The 16,108-nt window shown below is 66.3% G+C and carries 12 protein-coding genes and 2 pseudogenes; 4 read left to right on the top strand and 10 right to left on the bottom strand.

What is annotated here, in order from left to right; genetic code table 11:
- Positions 1–8: 8 nt before the first annotated feature.
- The 4 genes and pseudogenes from ACM9ME_RS09340 to ACM9ME_RS09325 all read right to left on the bottom strand — a co-directional run bounded on the left by ACM9ME_RS09340 (position 9) and on the right by ACM9ME_RS09325 (position 7,636).
- The gene (locus ACM9ME_RS09340) at positions 9–2,780 is read right to left on the bottom strand and encodes a YadA family autotransporter adhesin (RefSeq protein WP_415643229.1); all 2,772 of its coding nucleotides are present in this window, start codon (positions 2,778–2,780) and stop codon (positions 9–11) included.
- A gap of 75 nt (positions 2,781–2,855) precedes the next feature.
- Positions 2,856–3,374: pseudogene (locus ACM9ME_RS09335) on the bottom strand (hypothetical protein); the annotation flags it as partial.
- A gap of 183 nt (positions 3,375–3,557) precedes the next feature.
- Positions 3,558–5,903 carry a putative bifunctional diguanylate cyclase/phosphodiesterase gene (locus ACM9ME_RS09330; protein WP_415643188.1) on the bottom strand — a complete coding sequence of 782 codons (2,346 nt, stop codon included), beginning with the start codon at positions 5,901–5,903 and terminating at the stop codon, positions 3,558–3,560.
- 53 nt (positions 5,904–5,956) lie between these two features.
- Positions 5,957–7,636, bottom strand: coding sequence for a fatty acyl-AMP ligase (locus ACM9ME_RS09325; RefSeq protein ID WP_415643228.1), 1,680 nt, complete (start codon positions 7,634–7,636; stop codon positions 5,957–5,959).
- A gap of 257 nt (positions 7,637–7,893) precedes the next feature.
- Here ACM9ME_RS09325 and ACM9ME_RS09320 point away from each other — a divergent pair, with 257 nt between their 5' ends.
- The gene (locus ACM9ME_RS09320; protein ID WP_415643187.1) at positions 7,894–8,418 is read left to right on the top strand and encodes a regulatory protein RecX; all 525 of its coding nucleotides are present in this window, start codon (positions 7,894–7,896) and stop codon (positions 8,416–8,418) included.
- On the opposite strand, the gene ACM9ME_RS09315 is transcribed toward ACM9ME_RS09320, so the two are convergent.
- Positions 8,415–9,665, bottom strand: coding sequence for an MFS transporter (locus ACM9ME_RS09315; RefSeq protein ID WP_415643186.1), 1,251 nt, complete (start codon positions 9,663–9,665; stop codon positions 8,415–8,417). The genes ACM9ME_RS09320 and ACM9ME_RS09315 overlap by 4 nt on opposite strands.
- A gap of 84 nt (positions 9,666–9,749) precedes the next feature.
- On the opposite strand from ACM9ME_RS09315, the gene ACM9ME_RS09310 reads away from it, so the two are divergent.
- The 3 genes and pseudogenes from ACM9ME_RS09310 to ACM9ME_RS09300 all read left to right on the top strand — a co-directional run.
- Positions 9,750–10,208: a DUF192 domain-containing protein gene (locus ACM9ME_RS09310; RefSeq protein WP_415643185.1), complete on the top strand. Its 459-nt coding sequence runs from the start codon at positions 9,750–9,752 to the stop codon at positions 10,206–10,208.
- Positions 10,209–10,218: 10 nt separating this feature from the next.
- Positions 10,219–10,608 carry an NADH:ubiquinone oxidoreductase subunit NDUFA12 gene (locus ACM9ME_RS09305; RefSeq protein WP_415643184.1) on the top strand — a complete coding sequence of 130 codons (390 nt, stop codon included), beginning with the start codon at positions 10,219–10,221 and terminating at the stop codon, positions 10,606–10,608.
- Positions 10,586–11,032, top strand: a pseudogene (locus ACM9ME_RS09300) (DUF2155 domain-containing protein); the annotation flags it as partial. The gene ACM9ME_RS09305 and the pseudogene ACM9ME_RS09300, both read left to right, overlap by 23 nt.
- On the opposite strand, the gene aat reads toward ACM9ME_RS09300, so the two are convergent.
- The 5 genes from aat to ACM9ME_RS09275 form a co-directional block, all read right to left on the bottom strand.
- The gene (aat, locus tag ACM9ME_RS09295; RefSeq protein WP_415643183.1) at positions 11,008–11,808 is read right to left on the bottom strand and encodes a leucyl/phenylalanyl-tRNA--protein transferase; all 801 of its coding nucleotides are present in this window, start codon (positions 11,806–11,808) and stop codon (positions 11,008–11,010) included. The pseudogene ACM9ME_RS09300 and the gene aat sit on opposite strands and share 25 nt — an antisense overlap.
- Positions 11,805–12,518 carry a ParA family protein gene (locus ACM9ME_RS09290; RefSeq protein ID WP_415643182.1) on the bottom strand — a complete coding sequence of 238 codons (714 nt, stop codon included), beginning with the start codon at positions 12,516–12,518 and terminating at the stop codon, positions 11,805–11,807. The genes aat and ACM9ME_RS09290 overlap by 4 nt, the downstream gene beginning before the upstream one ends.
- 20 nt (positions 12,519–12,538) lie before the next feature.
- On the bottom strand, positions 12,539–13,651 hold the full coding sequence (locus ACM9ME_RS09285; RefSeq protein ID WP_415643181.1) for an MBL fold metallo-hydrolase: 1,113 nt from the start codon (positions 13,649–13,651) through the stop codon (positions 12,539–12,541).
- A gap of 3 nt (positions 13,652–13,654) precedes the next feature.
- Positions 13,655–13,993, bottom strand: coding sequence for a hypothetical protein (locus tag ACM9ME_RS09280; RefSeq protein ID WP_415643180.1), 339 nt, complete (start codon positions 13,991–13,993; stop codon positions 13,655–13,657).
- 178 nt (positions 13,994–14,171) lie between these two features.
- Positions 14,172–15,983 (bottom strand): aminopeptidase P family protein, encoded by a 1,812-nt coding sequence (locus ACM9ME_RS09275; protein ID WP_415643179.1) that lies wholly within the window; start codon positions 15,981–15,983, stop codon positions 14,172–14,174.
- Positions 15,984–16,108 lie beyond the last annotated feature (125 nt).

Raw genomic sequence — 16,108 nt, 5'->3', positions numbered from 1 at the left:
GCCCGCATTCAGAACACTTTCGGCGCCACACGCCCGACCAGCCCGCCGGAAAAGCCCTGCTCGCCGCGATATGTCGCCAGGTTTAAGTTCACCGACACGTTGCTGTCGGGGACCGCCATCATCCCGCCCATCGCCATCGCCGCCGCGATCCCGGCATTGGCCTGATGCAGCCCGGTGCCGAGCGCGGTGATCTGCCGCCCCTGCGCGGCGACGGTATCGTCGATCGCCGCCTGGCTGACCTGCAGGCTTTCGATTTGGGCGTTCTGCTGCATCGCGACCAGCGACGCACCCGACTGCCCGCCCTTGCCCAGCGTGCCATTGGCATCGACCGTGACGTAGAATTCGGTTCCGCTCTGCGCAGCGTCGGAGGCGGCGATGTCACCGAGTTGTACCGACGTCCCCGATCCGCCCAGCTTGACCTGATTGACCGCAGTCGTCGCGGCATTGGCCCCCAGCGCAGTCGATCCCGCAAAGCTGGCCGTCGCCATATAACCGACCGCCGAGGTGTTCATCGCCGATGCCGTGCTCTTCCCACCGATCGCAGTCGTCTGGGCGTTGGTCGCGACAGCAGCGGCCCCGATCGAGGTGCCGAACGCGCCCGTTGCCTGGCTGAGATAGCCGATCGACGTCGCCACGACCCCCGTCGCTTGCGCCGACGAGCCTAGGCCAAGATTGCCGCTCATGCTGGCGACAGCACCATTGCCCAGCGCCACCGCAGCCGATCCCGATGCGGTCGACGAACTGCCCAGCGCCAGCGCGTTCGATGCCGTCGCATTGCTCGAAAAGCCCATCGCCACCGCGCCGAAGCCGACGGCATTGTCGGCATCGCCGATCGCGACCGCGCCCTGACCATTCGCGGTCGAGCGGTTGCCGACGCTCACCGCGCCGATGCCGCCAGTGGCGGTATTGCCCGCGCCGACGGCTACGGAAGCGGTATTGCTGGCGAGTGAGTCCGTGCCGATCGCCACCGCATCCGAACCCGTTGCGCGTGCGGCAAAGGCATCACCGTCCGCACCATCTGCGCCGATCGCAATTGACCGTGCGGCCGACGCAGCGGCACCATTGCCCAAAGCGGTCGCCGAAACCCCGGTCGCGCTGGCCTGCAGGCCAATCGCCGTTGCGCCCGTCACAGACGCGACCGTTTGCGCCCCGACGGCGACGCCGCTGACACCCCCGCTGCTCGCGCCCGATCCAATGGCGATGCTGTTCGTCGCGCCGGCAGAAGAGGTCAGGCCCAGCGCAACGCTGGCAACGCCACCCGCGGCTGCATCGGTGCCCAAGGCGACCGCATCGTCGGCACTGGCGGTAGCGCCAGTCGTGTTGCCATCAGTGCCGTCAGTGCCCAGCGCCACACTTCGCAGGCCCGATGCGACGGCGACGTTGCCGAGTGCGGTCGCGAAATTGGCCGATGCATTGGCCTGTTGGCCCATAGCCGTCGAGGCAATGCCGGAGGCGCCCGATGTCGTGCCAATTGCCATGGCGTTGATCCCCGTCGCCGATGCGGCTGAACCGATCGCGTTGGTCGATGCGCCGGTGGCCTGTGCTGCAACACCGATGGCGAGCGATTGGCCGCCGGTTGCCGTTGCTCCGGTCCCGCCGACATTCCCGGCCAGTGCGCCACTAGACAAGCCGATGGCAATATTCCCTGCCGTACTGCCGTCCCCCGTGCGCGAACTCGCACCCAGCGCCAACGCACCATTGCCCATGGCCTGCGCATCAAAACCGAGAGCGGTGGAATAGGGGCTCGAGGCTACGGAAAGAGCGCCAATGCTGTTGGAACGTACACCGGCGGCGATCGCTTCCGTGCCCAAGGCAATTGCATCGGTCGCGGAGGCCGATGGGCCAATATCGTCGCCCCCAGCGTCGGTCCCGATCGCGATGGACCTTAGACCGGTGGTCGATGCGAAGGCACCGACGGCTGTCCCACCATTGGCGGCAACTACCGACCGATAGCCGACCGCTACGCCGGCCGTGTTACTCCCCGCAGAACTTTCCGACCCTATGATCGTGGTCCGGGTTCCCGTACTTTGCGCGTCGACGCCGATAGTCGTGGAGTCCAACCCGCCTGCTTTTGCATTATTCCCGATAGCGATCGTGTCTTGTTGCAGCGCATTCGACCCTTTGCCGATAGCGGTCGAATAGTCGCCCGATGCCGTGGCCATGGCGCCCAGCGCGACAACTCCAAACGAACCACTGGCGACGGCGTCCTGACCGATCGCCACGGCGCTGGTGGTACTTGCCGTCGCGCCGAAAGTATCGGCGTCGCCGCTATCGCCGCCGATCGCGATCGCACCCTCGGCGCTCGCGCGCGAATTGTGCCCGCCGGCAAATGCCTCCGCGCCCGTCACGTTGGAACCCGCTCCCAGTGTTACGGAATAAGCAGCCGAGGTGCCGGTGGTCGCTTGGGCGCCGATCGCCACTGCGCCAATCGCAGTGGCCGCAGCGCCTTGGCCTACACTGTTGTCGGTGCGCCCGCCGATCGCAATGGCGCCAGCCTGAAAACTCTGCGCCCCGGTGCCAAAGGCGATTGAATTGCTGCCCGTCGCGGTCGTCGCTTGACCGCCAAATCCTCCAGCGAAGGCGCCTGAGCTCGCGCCGATGGCAATGGCTCCGCCAGCAGTCGGAGTACCCGCCGCCGCGTCGGAACCTATGGCAATCCCTGCGTTGCCTTGGGCGATCGACGACGCGCCTACCGCGACGCCGCGATACGATTGCGCGGAAGCAGATGTGCCGATGCCAACGGATCTGTCCGCGCTTGCCGCGGCGGCACCGATGGCCACCGAGTTCGAGCCACTGGCACTGGCACCAGCGCCGAATGCTGCTGCAGAAGCATTACTGGCCGTTGCTCCGTTGCCTAGCGCCGTTGAAATAGTGCCGGATGCCTGCGCGCCCTGGCCGATGGCGGTTGAGCTCATTCCGGTGGCGTCTGCAGAGTAGCCGACCGCAGTCGATCCATCTGCTGTAGCAGTCGTCGTGGTGCCAATAGCGACAGCGGAGGTACCCGTCGCTCGCACCGACACCCCGATGCCGGTCGAGTCTGCGCCGGAAGCTATTGCGTCGACGCCCAACGCCGTCGTATTCAGGTTACTTGCTTGGGCGGTGTAACCAACGGCCGTTGCACTGGTGTTGGTTGCTTGCGCAGAAACGCCAACTGCCGTGGAAGCCAAACCCGTCGCCGTGGAACTAATGCCACAAGCGAGGCGTGTATCATTACCCGCGGAATCTGCGCCGCCGTCATTATCGATGCCGGTGTCGATGGTGCCGTTGTTGTTGCGATCGAGGAAGCATTCATCCGCCTGGGCCGGCGTTGCAGCCACGGCGATTGCAAGCACGCTCACAGCTGCGGTTAAAAAAGTCTTGGATGGGACAGGCATGTCGATACTCCCTCAGAAAACTGAGGCGTGCGGGTATCGTGCTAGTCGTTCCCAGCCCCGCCAGCCGGATATGCGACCCGCTGACGTAGCACGTTTAAGCGTAAGCACCTGATACGCTAGCCTGAAAGTCGGCGGCAGTGCGTCATTTTAGGGCAACGACGAAGAATTGGCCGGCGTGCAGGGTCAAGCCACCGCGCGCTCGCCGTCGCGGTTGAACAACTTCAGCGCATCGCGCGCGGGCATCGGCCGGCCGAACAGGAAACCTTGGATTTTCTTCGCGCCCAGATCGCGCATCAGGGTCAGCTCGCGATCGGTCTCGATGCCTTCCGCCGTCGTGGTCATGTCTAGGCTGCTGGCCAGCGTGACCACCGCGCGGATGATCGCGATCGCTTCCGCCACATTTTTCGCCGCTGCCTGGACAAAGCTGCGGTCGATCTTGATCGTGTTGAAGCGGATTTTCGCGAGGTAGCCGAGCGACGAATAACCCGTCCCGAAATCGTCGAGCGACAGGCGCACGCCCAGCGACAGCAATTTGTCGAGCATGTCGGTGACCCCGCCGCCTTCGCGCAGGAACACGCTTTCGGTGACTTCGAGTTCCAGCCGGTTGGCGGCGAGCCCACTCCGCGCCAGCGCCTGCACCACCGTCCCGACGAAATTGCCGTTCATCAATTGCTCGGCGGAGACATTGACCGCGATGCGGACATGGTCGGGCCAATTGCGCGCCTCGGTACACGCGGTCATCAGCACCCAGTCGCCGATCGGGCCGATCAGGCGTGTATCCTCGGCGATCGGCACGAATTTTGCCGGACTGATCGGCCCCAGTTCGGGGTGCGTCCAGCGCAGCAGCGCTTCGAAACTCTCGATCGCGCCGGTGTCGGCGGCGACCACAGGCTGGTAATGTACCGTCAGCTGATCGCGTTCGAGCGCCTTGCGCAGCGCGATTTCGAGAACGCGGCGTTCCTCCGCATGGCTGTGCAGCTGCGGCTCATAGGCATAGACGATGCCGCCGCCCTGATCCTTGGCGCGGTACAAGGCCAGGTCCGCGGAGCGCACCAACGTCTCGACCGTCTGGCCGTCGCGCGGTCCGACCGCATAGCCGATCGACGCGCCGATATAGAGCGTGTGCTCGTCGACCTCATAGGGCCGCGACAGCGATTCGATGATCGCGCGGGACAGGGCTTCGATCCGCGTCGTGTCATTGCCATCGGCGATCACCACGCCGAATTCGTCGCCGCCCAAGCGACCACAGCTCTCATGGCCCGAAATCAGCGCGCGGAGCCGTTCGGCCACACGCATCAGCAACCGGTCGCCGACCGGATGGCCCAGCGTGTCGTTGATCGCCTTGAACCGGTCGAGGTCGATCATTAGGAACGCACAACGCCCCTTCCATTTGTCGGCCTGCGCCAATGTCGAGGACAGTGCCTCGTTAACATGCAGGCGGTTGGGCAGTCCGGTCAGCGGGTCGAACCGTGCCATCTGGTTGATCTTGTCCGCAGCATGCCTTGCGGCGGTGACGTCCGATCCGACCCCGCGGAAACCGATGAACACGCCGTCTTCGAAGCGGGGTGAGGCCGACAATTCCCACCAATGCAGATCGTCACCGACCTCGACCGGAATGGTCAGGTCCGAAAACGCCTCGCGCAGTTTCAGCCGTTCGGCGAGTTCGTGAAGCGAGGCATGGAAATCGCCGGTGTCCCAGCGCGATCCGGCCAGCACCTGCAACAGCGCCTTGGCCTCTAGAGCCTCGGGCTGCAGCCCTAATGCGACCGCAAAGCGCGGCGACACGTGGGTCAGGCATTTGCCCGCGTCGGTTTGCCACATCCAGTCGCCGCCCTTGTCGTCGAATTCGCGCAGCAACAGCGAGACGACTTCGTTTTTTTCGTCGAGCTGAAGCTGTGCCGCTTCATGCGCGATGAACTTGCGACCGGTTGTCAGCGACACCAGCGCCATGCCGAAGCCGTACAACGCCGCGATCAGCGCGACGAGCGGCAGGCCCAGCCGCCAGGTTGCAAAGGCCAATGCACCACTGACAATCAATTGATAGCAGACGGTGGCCAGCGGCAGCACCGACAGCCCCATCGCCGCCGCCGACATCATCGTCGTGCAGACGACCCACACGACCAACATTTCGGCCGGTGGCCCGTGCGGCGCGAGCAGCGGCAACAGCGGCGCGGAGGCCCAGGCAAAGCCCATGGTCATCGCCCAGACGCTCTCGACATGCAGGTCGCGCAGCGATGCGCTGCCGACCTGCCAACGCCCTTCGCGCAATTTGCGATAGAAACTATGTCCGGCGACGGCGGTGACGGCGAGCGCCCAGCCGGCCAGCGCCCAGTTGGCAACATGCCCGCGCAAGGCACTGCACACCGCCGCGACGCCGATCGCGGTAATCGCCAACCGCAACGGCGCCAGGCGCCGGACGGCGTTGAGCTGTGCCGCGCGCACCCGCCCCCAATCGCCCCCGCCCGAATTGGTCAGGCCAAGCACGAGCCGCCAGTTGGGCAGCGAGGGTCCTTCGGAGGGTGTGGTCACCCGCGATAAATACGGCGGAAACCCTTACCGTCAGGTAACCGTCAAATGCGGATTCAGGCGGCCATCGCATAGGGCTGGATTTCGCCCGACAGATATTGATTGCGCGCCTTTGCCCGGCTCAATTTGCCCGATGACGTGCGTGGCAAGGTCCGCGGCGGGACCAGTTCGACGACGCAGTTCATGCCGGTGATCGACCGCACACGTTCCTTGATATCCTCGCGCAGCCGCGACCGCTCGGCATCGTCGGTGGTGCGGCACTGGACCAGCACCGCGGGGGTTTCCTCGCCGCCCGGGGTGGTGATCGCGAATGCGGCGATGTCACCCGACTTGAACCCCGGCAATTGCTCCACCGCCCATTCGATGTCCTGCGGCCAATGGTTCTTGCCGTTGATGATGATCATGTCCTTCGCTCGGCCGACGATGTAGACGTAACCGTCGCTGAGATAGCCCATGTCGCCGGTGTCGAGCCAGCCGCCCGAGAGGCACGCTTCGGTCGCTTCGGGGTCGCGAAAGTATCCGGTCATGATCGACGCGCCCTTGGCGAACATCTTGCCGATCGCGCGTTCGGGCAGGATGCCGCCATCCTCGTCGCGGACCTCGACCAGCATGTCGCGCACCGGCTTGCCGCAATTGACCACCGCGCGGTATCGCTGCGGGCGGCCGACCGCTTCGTCCTTGCCGGACAATTCGGTTTCCTCGACCAGTTCGACGACGATGCCTTCGCCCGGCGGCATGATCGACACCGCCAGCGTCGCCTCGGCCAAGCCATAGCTCGGCAGGAACGCGCTGGCCTTGAAGCCCGCGGGCTCGAACGCATCGACGAACGCCTGCATCACGTCGGGGCGGATCATGTCCGCGCCATTCCCCGCCACCCGCCAGCGCGACAGGTCGAACCGGTCCTCGGCATGCGTCTGCGACGAGATCCGCCGCGCGCAAATGTCGTAACCGAACGTCGGCGAATAGCTCAGCGTCGTCCCCTCGTTGCGGCTGATCAGGTCGAGCCACGCCAGCGGTCGCCGCGCGAAATCCTCGGTCTTGAGGTAATCGGTCGACACCTGATTGGCGACCGGCGACAACAGGCACCCGACCAGGCCCATGTCGTGATACCAGGGCAGCCACGACACACAGCGGTCGGTTTCGCGCACCTCCATGCCATGGCTGTGCGCCGCGAGGTTGGACAGCAGCGCGCGATGCGTCACCGCCACGCCATGCGGAAACCGCGTCGAACCGCTCGAATATTGCAGATAGGCAATGTCGTCGCTGACCGTTTCGGGCAGCGGAGAATCCTTCACCGCCCACTCCGCCGCATCTTCCCAGGCATGCCCCTCGACACCCTTGGCTTCCGCCGCCGCGCCCGCCATTGCCGCCAGCTCAGCGGGATAGAACAGCATTTTGGGGTCCGAGCTGTCGAGCTGCACCTGCAGCTGATCGACATATGAATCCCGCCCGCCAAAACTGGTCGGCAGCGGCAACGGCACCGGCCACGCGCCGGCATAAATGCAGCCAAAGAACAATGTCGCGAATTCCGCGCCGGTCTCAGCGATCAGCGCGATGCGGTCGCCCTTGACCACCCCGCGCCCCATCAACCGCCGCGCCATAGCACAGGCATCCGACTGCAACTCGGCAAAGGTGTAGGCACGCAACGGATTGCCGCGCGCGTCATGGAAATTCAGCCCGCGCGCGCCCGTGGCGGCATAATCCAGCGCCGCGCCCAAAGTGGCGAAATCGGACATGATACGGGGCAGGGCGTCACGGGTCGGGGTCGTCACGATCGTTGCGGCGGCGTCGGCCAAAATCAAATTCTCCGCCGGGCGTTGGGGACTGCCCGGATTACAGATACGTTGCAGCCTCAATCATGGCCGAGTGTGGCGCAATAATGGCCAACCTTTCCCCTTCCCTAGGGAGGGGCGNCTCAGCGANGCTGNGCGGGGGAGGGCAAGGCGCCGCCCGATCCTTGTCCAACCACCGCCCTGAACCCTAAGCTCCCCCCATGAAAGGCAAGCGCAACTACGGGGACCGCCGCCCCGCACCACCCCTCGACACCCCCACACTCGAACGCCTGGCGCTGCGCTATGTCGAACGCTTCGCCACCACACGCGGCAAGCTCGGCGACTACCTCCGCCGCAAATGCCGCGAACGCGGCACGGTGGAAGACTTCGACCCCGCCGGCATCGACACCATCGTCGAAAAATTCGCCTCGCTCGGCTATGTCGACGACGCCGCCTGGGCCGGATCGAAAGCCAGCAGCCTGACCCGCCGCGGCTTCGGCCCCCGCCGCGTCGGCGATGCACTCCGCGCGGCCGGCATCGACCCCGACCTCGCCTCAGCCGTCGCCCCCGACGAAGACGAAGCCTGGGCCGCCGCCCAAACCTACGCCCGCCGCAAGAAAATCGGCGCGTTCGGCGAAGCCGAGGCGGATCGTGACGTGAAGCGCAAGCAGATGGCGGCGATGATCAGGGCCGGACACGGCTTCGATGTCGCTCGCAAGACTGTAGAGGGCGTCGCGGACGCTTAGCGGCGCCTGATCAGCATCACGCCGCCCAAGCTCAGTATCCCGGCGGCGATCAAATATCCTCCGACCAGCGCCAATCCGCCACGCATGGCGAGCGCTTGCGCGGCAATCGGGGCCAGCGCGCCGCCGATAACTCCGCCGAGGTTGAACGTGATCGACGTTCCCGTGTAGCGGACTTTGGGATCGAATAGCGACGGTAACCAGCCGCCCAGCGGCCCGTAACAAAATCCCATCGCGAACAGAGACAGCGCCAGCCAGCCGAACACGATCCACAGCGATGCCGCCCCGAGCATCGGCCCCATCAGCACACCCGACAACAGACAACCGGCAAAGCCCCAGCGCAGCATTGCCGTCGCGCCCCGGGTGTCGGCGAAGGTCGATGAGATGATCACCCCGGCGGCGAGGAACAGCACCGCGCCAATCTCCAGCCCCAGCATCGCCTGCCGCCCATGCCCGAGCGTGGTGACGCCGTAGCTGAGCGCAAACGCCGTGGTCAGATAGAATAAGGCGAAACAGGCGACGACGCCCGCCGTGCCCGCGACAGTCTCGCGCGCATGGTTTTTGAACAATGTCGCGATCGGCATATCGGCCAGCGCATCGGCTTGCTTGGCCTCGCGAAACGCCGGCGTCTCAGCCAGTTTGAGGCGTACCCATAGTCCGAGGATGACCAAGGCGGCGCTGGCGAGAAAGGGCAGTCGCCAGCCCCATGCCTGAAATTGCGCCTCGGTCAGCACGGCGCCCAGCAATAGGAACATGCCGTTCGCGGCGATAAAGCCGATCGGCGCGCCCAGCGGCGGGAACATGCCCCAGCGATATTCCCGCCCGTTCGGCGCGTTCTCGACCGCGAGCAGCGACGCGCCGCCCCATTCGCCGCCCAGCCCAAGGCCTTGGCCAAGTCTCAGCGTGCACAGCAAAGCGGGCGCAACCCAGCCGATCTGGGCATAGGTCGGCAGAAAGGCGATGGCGAACGTCGATCCGCCCATCAGCATCAATGATGCAACCAGCGTCGATTTGCGCCCGACCCGGTCGCCGATATGCCCGAACAGCGCCGCGCCGAGCGGTCGCGCAAAAAAAGCCAGGCCGAAACTGGCATAGGATGCCAGCAACTGCACCGCTGGATTTTCAGCGGGGAAGAATTGCGGCCCGAACACCAACGCCGCAGCCGTCGCATAGATGTAGAAATCATAGAATTCGACCGAGGTACCGATCAGGCTGGCGAGCAGGATGCGGCGGGTCGAGGCGGCGGTCATCCGGTTCCTATGTCCAGCACGGGCGCGATAGTGCAACCCGCCTTCATGCTTCCTTCAGGCGCGAGCGCGGTTTAAGTGGCAGCCATGCCCCGTTTCATGACCCTCCTCGCTTTGCTGCTCCTCACTCCCGCCGTGCCCGCGCTAGCGAAGGACCGGTCGCAGCATCTGGCTGCCGTCCCGCTGACGATCACCTCCGGCGGTCGCGTCGCGCGGTTCCGCACCGAGGTCGCCAAGACGTCGCTGCAGCAGGAAAAGGGGCTGATGTTCCGCACCAAACTCGGTCCAGCCGAGTCGATGATCTTTCCGATGAAGCCGCCGCGCTTCGCCAGTTTCTGGATGAAGAACACGTTGATCCCGCTCGACATCGTCTTCATCCGCCCCGACGGCACGATCCACCGCATCGCCAATGCCCGCGCGCTCGATCTGACGCCGGTGGAAAGCTATGAGCCGGTCGCCGCCGTCCTCGAAATCGCCGGGGGCCGCGCGGCGCAACTCGGGCTGCACGAGGGGGACCGCGTTGCGTCCCCCGCGCTCGCCAAGTAGGGCCGCGGCGATGGGCGTGTTCAAGAATATCTTCACATGGTGGGAAGGCGCGACCTTCGGCACCTATATGGGGCGGCTGGGCACCGACCATGTCGGGTCGGATGCGCTCGGCACCGGCTATTATCTCGGCAAGATGGGGCCGGGCGGCGTCCGCCGGCGCATGGCGATCTACAGCGGCAATAACGACGCCAGCCGCATCTCGCCCGAATGGACCGCGTGGCTGCGCCACATGATCGACGATGTGCCCGACAACGCCCTGCCGCAGACCCGCGCCTGGGAAAAGCCGGCGTTGCCCAATCTGACCGGCACGCGAGAGGCGTATCGCCCCGCGGGCTCGCTCGAAGCGGGCGGGCGCCGTGCGGCGGCAACCGGGGACTATGAGGCATGGTCGCCCGAGTGACCGGCGCGTGAAGCGGGCTTTGGCGATCTTCGCGGGTCTCGCCGTGCTCGGCGGGGCGGCGGCGATCGCGGTCGTCAAGGACGCGCCGTCGAACGACAGCGCACCGATCGCGGCCGACGACCTCAGCGGCAGCCCGGCGATGGAACGGAGCGTCGGCGCGAAGGCCACGGGCTTCGCCGGCACCACGCCGATGGCCGACCGCATCGCGGTGATCGGCGTGCTCAACAAACGCAACGGGCTGACCCGCGATTTCCGCCTGCACCCCGGCCAGGGCGTCCGCGTCGGCGATCTGATCGTCAAGGTCCGCGCGTGCGACGAAACCGAATCGTGGGAAGCCGATCACCTGACCGGCGCGTTCGTCCAGGTCATCGTGCACGAACGCCCCGACCGCTGGCGGCGTTATTTCTCCGGCTGGCTGTTCAAGGAATCGCCCTCGCTCAACACCGTCGAACATCCGGTGTGGGACGTCTGGACCAAGGCTTGCGAGATGCGCCATCCCGATGTCGGGCCGGACACGCTCGCCGCGCCGGGCGGGGCTTCGGGCGGCACGTCGAAGGCCAAGAAATCGGGCGGCGGCAATTCGTCCGAACCCGCGCCCGAACCGACGCCAGCCGCGCCCGACAGCGCGGTGTCGAGCAACGCCGCATAGGCGTTGGCGCTAACCTCGACCGTCCCGAGGCTGGCGAGGTGCGGCGTCTGGAACTGGCAATCGAGCAACGTGAAATGCCCGCACCGCATCCGCGCCACCAGATGCGCCAGCGCGACCTTTGACGCATCGGTTGCGCGGCTGAACATCGATTCGCCGAAGAACGCCCGGCCCAGCGCCAGCCCGTACAACCCACCAACCAGCCGATCGCCCTCCCACGTCTCGATGGAGTGCGCCAACCCCAGCCGGTGCAGCCGCCGCATCGCATCGGCGATCCCCGGATTGATCCACGTGTCGGGCCGGTCGTCCGCCGCCGCGCCGCACAGTTCCAGCACCGCCTCGAACGCGCGGTCGGCCGTCGTCGTGAACCGCTCTGCCAGCAATGTCTTCTTCAACGACCGCGACAGATGAAACCCGTCGAGCGGCATAATCGCGCGCTCCTTGGGCTGGACCCAATGCACCCCGGCCGCATCGCGGCTGTCGGCCATCGGAAACCAGCCGATCGCATAGGCTTTCAGCAGCGTATCCAGATCGAGCTGCTGCGCGGCGTTCATCCGGTTAGCCGCCGTTCGATGGTCTGCCACAGCGCCGCGACCGCCGCCTGCGCCGGACTGCGCGCGGCGATGTGCCCCAGCGGCGCGCGGCGCACCGCCATCTGCTCGACCACACTGGCCATCGGAATCGTCGGCCAATCCTCGCCGGCGTCGCGGTGCAGCGCGCGGCGGCGGTCGACCATCGACCACACCGGGAGCACCGGCGCGCCGTCCTTCAAAAGTTTGGCGAGATGCGCCTGCACCTCATCCAGCGCGCGGCGCGACAGCGGCGACGGGATCACCGGCACGACGATCAGGTCGGCGGCGCGCATCACCTGTTCGCTGGTTTCGGTCAGACCCGGCGGGCAATCGAGGATGATCGTCCCATATCCCAGGCTCAGTCGCTCGATCAGGCGCGCCATGCGCCGCTTCTTGCCGATCGTGTCGAACAGCCGGTCGAGCCCGCGCAGCGACGTGTCGGCGGGCAGGACGTCGAGCAGCGGCCACGCGCTCGCGCGGATCAGGCGCGCGGCGGGCTGGTCCTTGGCGAACACCGCCTGCGCCGCGCCCTTGGCCTCGATCGACAGGACAAATGTCGCTGCCGCTTGCGGGTCCAGATCCCACAACAACGTCTTGCGGCCCGAAAGTATCGCGCTGCACCAGGCGAGGTTGACCGCGATGGTCGTCTTGCCGACCCCGCCCTTCAACGAATAGACCGCGATGGTCGCCATCGGCGCAGCCTAACCGCGCTTCACGCCGCGCGCCACCACCACACGCCGTCGCGATCCTCCATCACCGCGCGCCCGCGCCGCTCGAGATGGCGGAGGTGCGCCAGCGTCTCGCCCGTCGCCAGTCCCAGCACGCTGCCGTCGATCGGCCGCTTGAACAGAGGCGAGAAGCAATCGACGGCACGCTTGGGCTCGTCCTTGATATGCGCCGCCAGCCGGTCGAGCCCGTCGCGATGCCCCTTGGCCAAACGCTCCAGCCGCGCGTGCAGCCCGGTAAACGGCTCGCCATGCGCCGGCAGCACCAGCAAATCCTCGGGCAACGCATGCAGCTTGGCGATCGACGCCAGCCATTCACCCAACGGATCGCCGTCCGGCTCCATCACGCCGAGCGAAACGTTGGACGTGATCCGGGGCAACACCTGATCGCCCGCAATCATCAGCCGCCGGGCGTCGTCGATCAGACAGGCATGTTCGGGCGAATGCCCCGCGCCGGTGACGATACGCCATTCACCGACGCCGATCTTCACCCGGTCGCCGTCCTGCAACCGCGTGAACCCCGCCGGCATTTTCGACACAATCGTCCGGAAACTGCCCCAGCCGCGCTTGGCCGCATCGGCCATCTGCTCGCCGCTCCACCCCGCGCCAACGCGCATCGCGGTCACTTCGGACGGCTGGCTGTCCTGCACATCGGCGACCAGAAACCGCGCGGTCAGCCATTCACCGCGCGTCATCCACAGCGGCACCCCGTGCCGTGCACACAACGTCCCCGCCGCGCCGACATGGTCGGGATGGAAATGCGTACAGATGACGCGCGTGACCTTGCGGCCCGCAATCGCCTTGTCCCAATTCTCGGCGGTGTGCGGCAGGTTGAGGCCGGTGTCCACGACGGCCATGCCGTCGCCATCGTCGAGTAGCCAGCAATTGATATGCTTCAGCGATCCCGGCACCAATTGCCGCGTCCAGCCGACCCCCGGCACGATTTCCACCACCGCGCCATAATCCGGCACGGTCTCGCCGAACGGATAGGTCAGCCCGCGCGACGAAATCGCATCGGGACCATGATCGGCCAGGCTCTGGTCGGGGGCGGGTTTGCTCACACGTGTGCCGTCGCGCCGCTTGACGCGAACGTCAAGCACGCATCAGCGTTGCTTCTTGGCGAACGTCGCGGTGAAGTCCGGATCCTTGTTCGCCACCCAGTCGACGAATTTGCGGACATTGGGGTGCAACAGCAACGCCCCCACATCCATGCCGGCGCGCTGCAGTTCCGAATTGGAAAAATTTGTTGTCAGCGTCTGCTGGCAGATTGAATGCATCGGCACGACATCGCGGCCGCCGCGGCTCTTGGGCACGGGATGGTGCCACACGATGGTCTTTCCCGTCGGCCGCCCGCAAAGCCAGCACGGTGGTGGCGGCGCCTCAGGCTCCTCGGCCGCCCGGTGCAGATCGCCATAGGGATCGCGTCGTGATTGTTTGCCCATGCGTCAGTATGGATGGGTGAACGGGTGATGCCTAGCCCGATCGCGCCGGTCTCGCCCGCGCTCGAGCATTCGACGTCACCCCTGCGCAGGCAGGGGTCCAGATGAACTCTCCACCCGAAATCGCGCTTCTGTTTGTGAGCCTATTTGGGCCCCTGCCTGCGCAGGGGCGACGTAGATGTTAAAGCGGTGCGCAAGCCTCCGCCAACCACGCCTTCGCCTCACCGTCCAGCTGCGGCCCGACGATCTCCAGCACGCGCGCATGATACGCATTCAGCCACGCAATCTCCTGCGCGGTCAGCAGCGACGGCTCGATCAGCGTCTTGTCGATCGGTGCGAAGGTCAGCGTTTCGAAGCCGAGATAATCCCCTTCCGCGCCGTCGATCTCGCGCCGCTCGACCAGCACCAGATTCTCGATGCGGACGCCGAACGCGCCGGGTTTGTAATAGCCCGGCTCGTTGGACAGGAACATGCCGGCGCGCAACGGCTCGTCGGTGCCCATCTGCCCGCCGCCGGGCTTGGCGATGCGCTGCGGCCCTTCATGCACCGCCAGGAACGCACCGACCCCGTGCCCCGTGCCGTGCGCGTAATCGCACCCCGCCTGCCACAGGCTCGCACGCGCAAACGCGTCCAATTGCCCGCCGCGCGTCCCATAGGGGAAGACCGCGGTGGCGATGGCGATATGACCTTTCAGGACGCGCGTGTTGCGGTCCTTGATCTCCGCGCTCGGTAAGCTGAGTCCATCCGGCGTCCCGACCCAGATCGTCCGCGTCACATCGGTCGTGCCGTCCTCATACTGCCCCCCGGAATCGCACAGATAGACCGATCCCGGCTCGATCGGCCGGTTGGTTTCCTCCGACGCCTTGTAATGCATGATCGCGCCGTTCGGCCCCGCGCCCGAAATCGTGTCGAAGCTCAGGTCGCGCAGCTTGCCGGTTTCCTCACGGAACGCGCGCAACTGGTCCGACGCCGAAATCTCGGTCAGCCCGCCCTTCGGCGCCTCGACCGACAGCCAGTGGAGATAGCGGCTCAGCGCCGCGCCGTCGCGCGCCTGCGCCGCGCGCTGCCCGGCCTGTTCGGCACGGTTCTTGATCGCCTTGGCCAGCACGGCGGGGTCGCGGACCGAAACGATCTGCGCACCGCCCGCTTCCAACCCGGCGAACACCGCCGAGACAGCCCGCTCCGGATCGGCAGCAACGCGCTTGCCCTTCAGCGCTTCGAGCGCGGGCGCGAACGCCTCACGCGGATGCAGCCGCACGCCATTGCCCAGCGCCTGCGCCACATCCGCCGGCACCTTGTCCGGCGCGACGAACAGGTCGGCGGTCGCATCGGCATGGACGATCGCAAAGGCCAGCCCGACCGGCGTGTGGCTGACATCCGTCCCGCGCAAATTGAACGTCCAGGCGATCGAATCGAGCGCGGTCATCACCGTCGCGTCGAGATTTTCGGCGGTCAGCCAGTCGGCAATCTCGGCGCGCTTGTCCGCCGCATTGCGCCCGGCGAGGCTTTCGTCCTGCACCGCGAGCTTGGCTTCCGACATGCCGGGGCGATCCGACCACACCAGATCGAGCGGATTGCGCGTCACCGCCACCAGTTCGGCGCCCTTGGCGGCCAGCGCTTCGGACGCCGCCTTCACCCAATCGCGCGTGTGCAGCCACGCATCGTAACCGATCCGCGCGCCCGCCGGGGCATGCGCCTTCAGCCATTCCGAAATGCTCGTCTGGGGCACGCCCTGATATTGCCAGTCGTCCGCCGAAACCTGCTGGCGCACCTGCAGCGTATAGCGCCCGTCGACGAAGATCGCCGCCTCTTGGGGCAACACCACCGCCGCGCCGGCCGAGCCTTTGAAGCCCGTCAGCCACTCGAGCCGCTTGGCATAATCGCCGACATATTCGGACATATGCTCGTCGGTCAGCGGGACGACGAAGCCGTCGAGACGATCGGCGGCAAGTTGCGCACGAAGCGCGGCGAGGCGGGCGGCATAAGTGGACATGTAGGGAGCTTAGCGCAGCCGTGGTGCCGTTCCCACCCCCGCTCAGGCTTCGCCTGAGTCGCCCCTCCCTGAGGGAGGGGAAAGGTCTAGTCCCCTCCCACCGGGAGGGGCGACTCGGCACCAGC

The organism is Sphingomonas antarctica, from assembly GCF_965137005.1.
Taxonomy (GTDB): Bacteria; Pseudomonadota; Alphaproteobacteria; order Sphingomonadales; family Sphingomonadaceae; genus Sphingomonas_O; species Sphingomonas_O antarctica.
The sequence above is the reverse complement of the archived record's forward strand: the minus strand, read 5'-3'. Positions and strand labels throughout refer to the sequence as shown.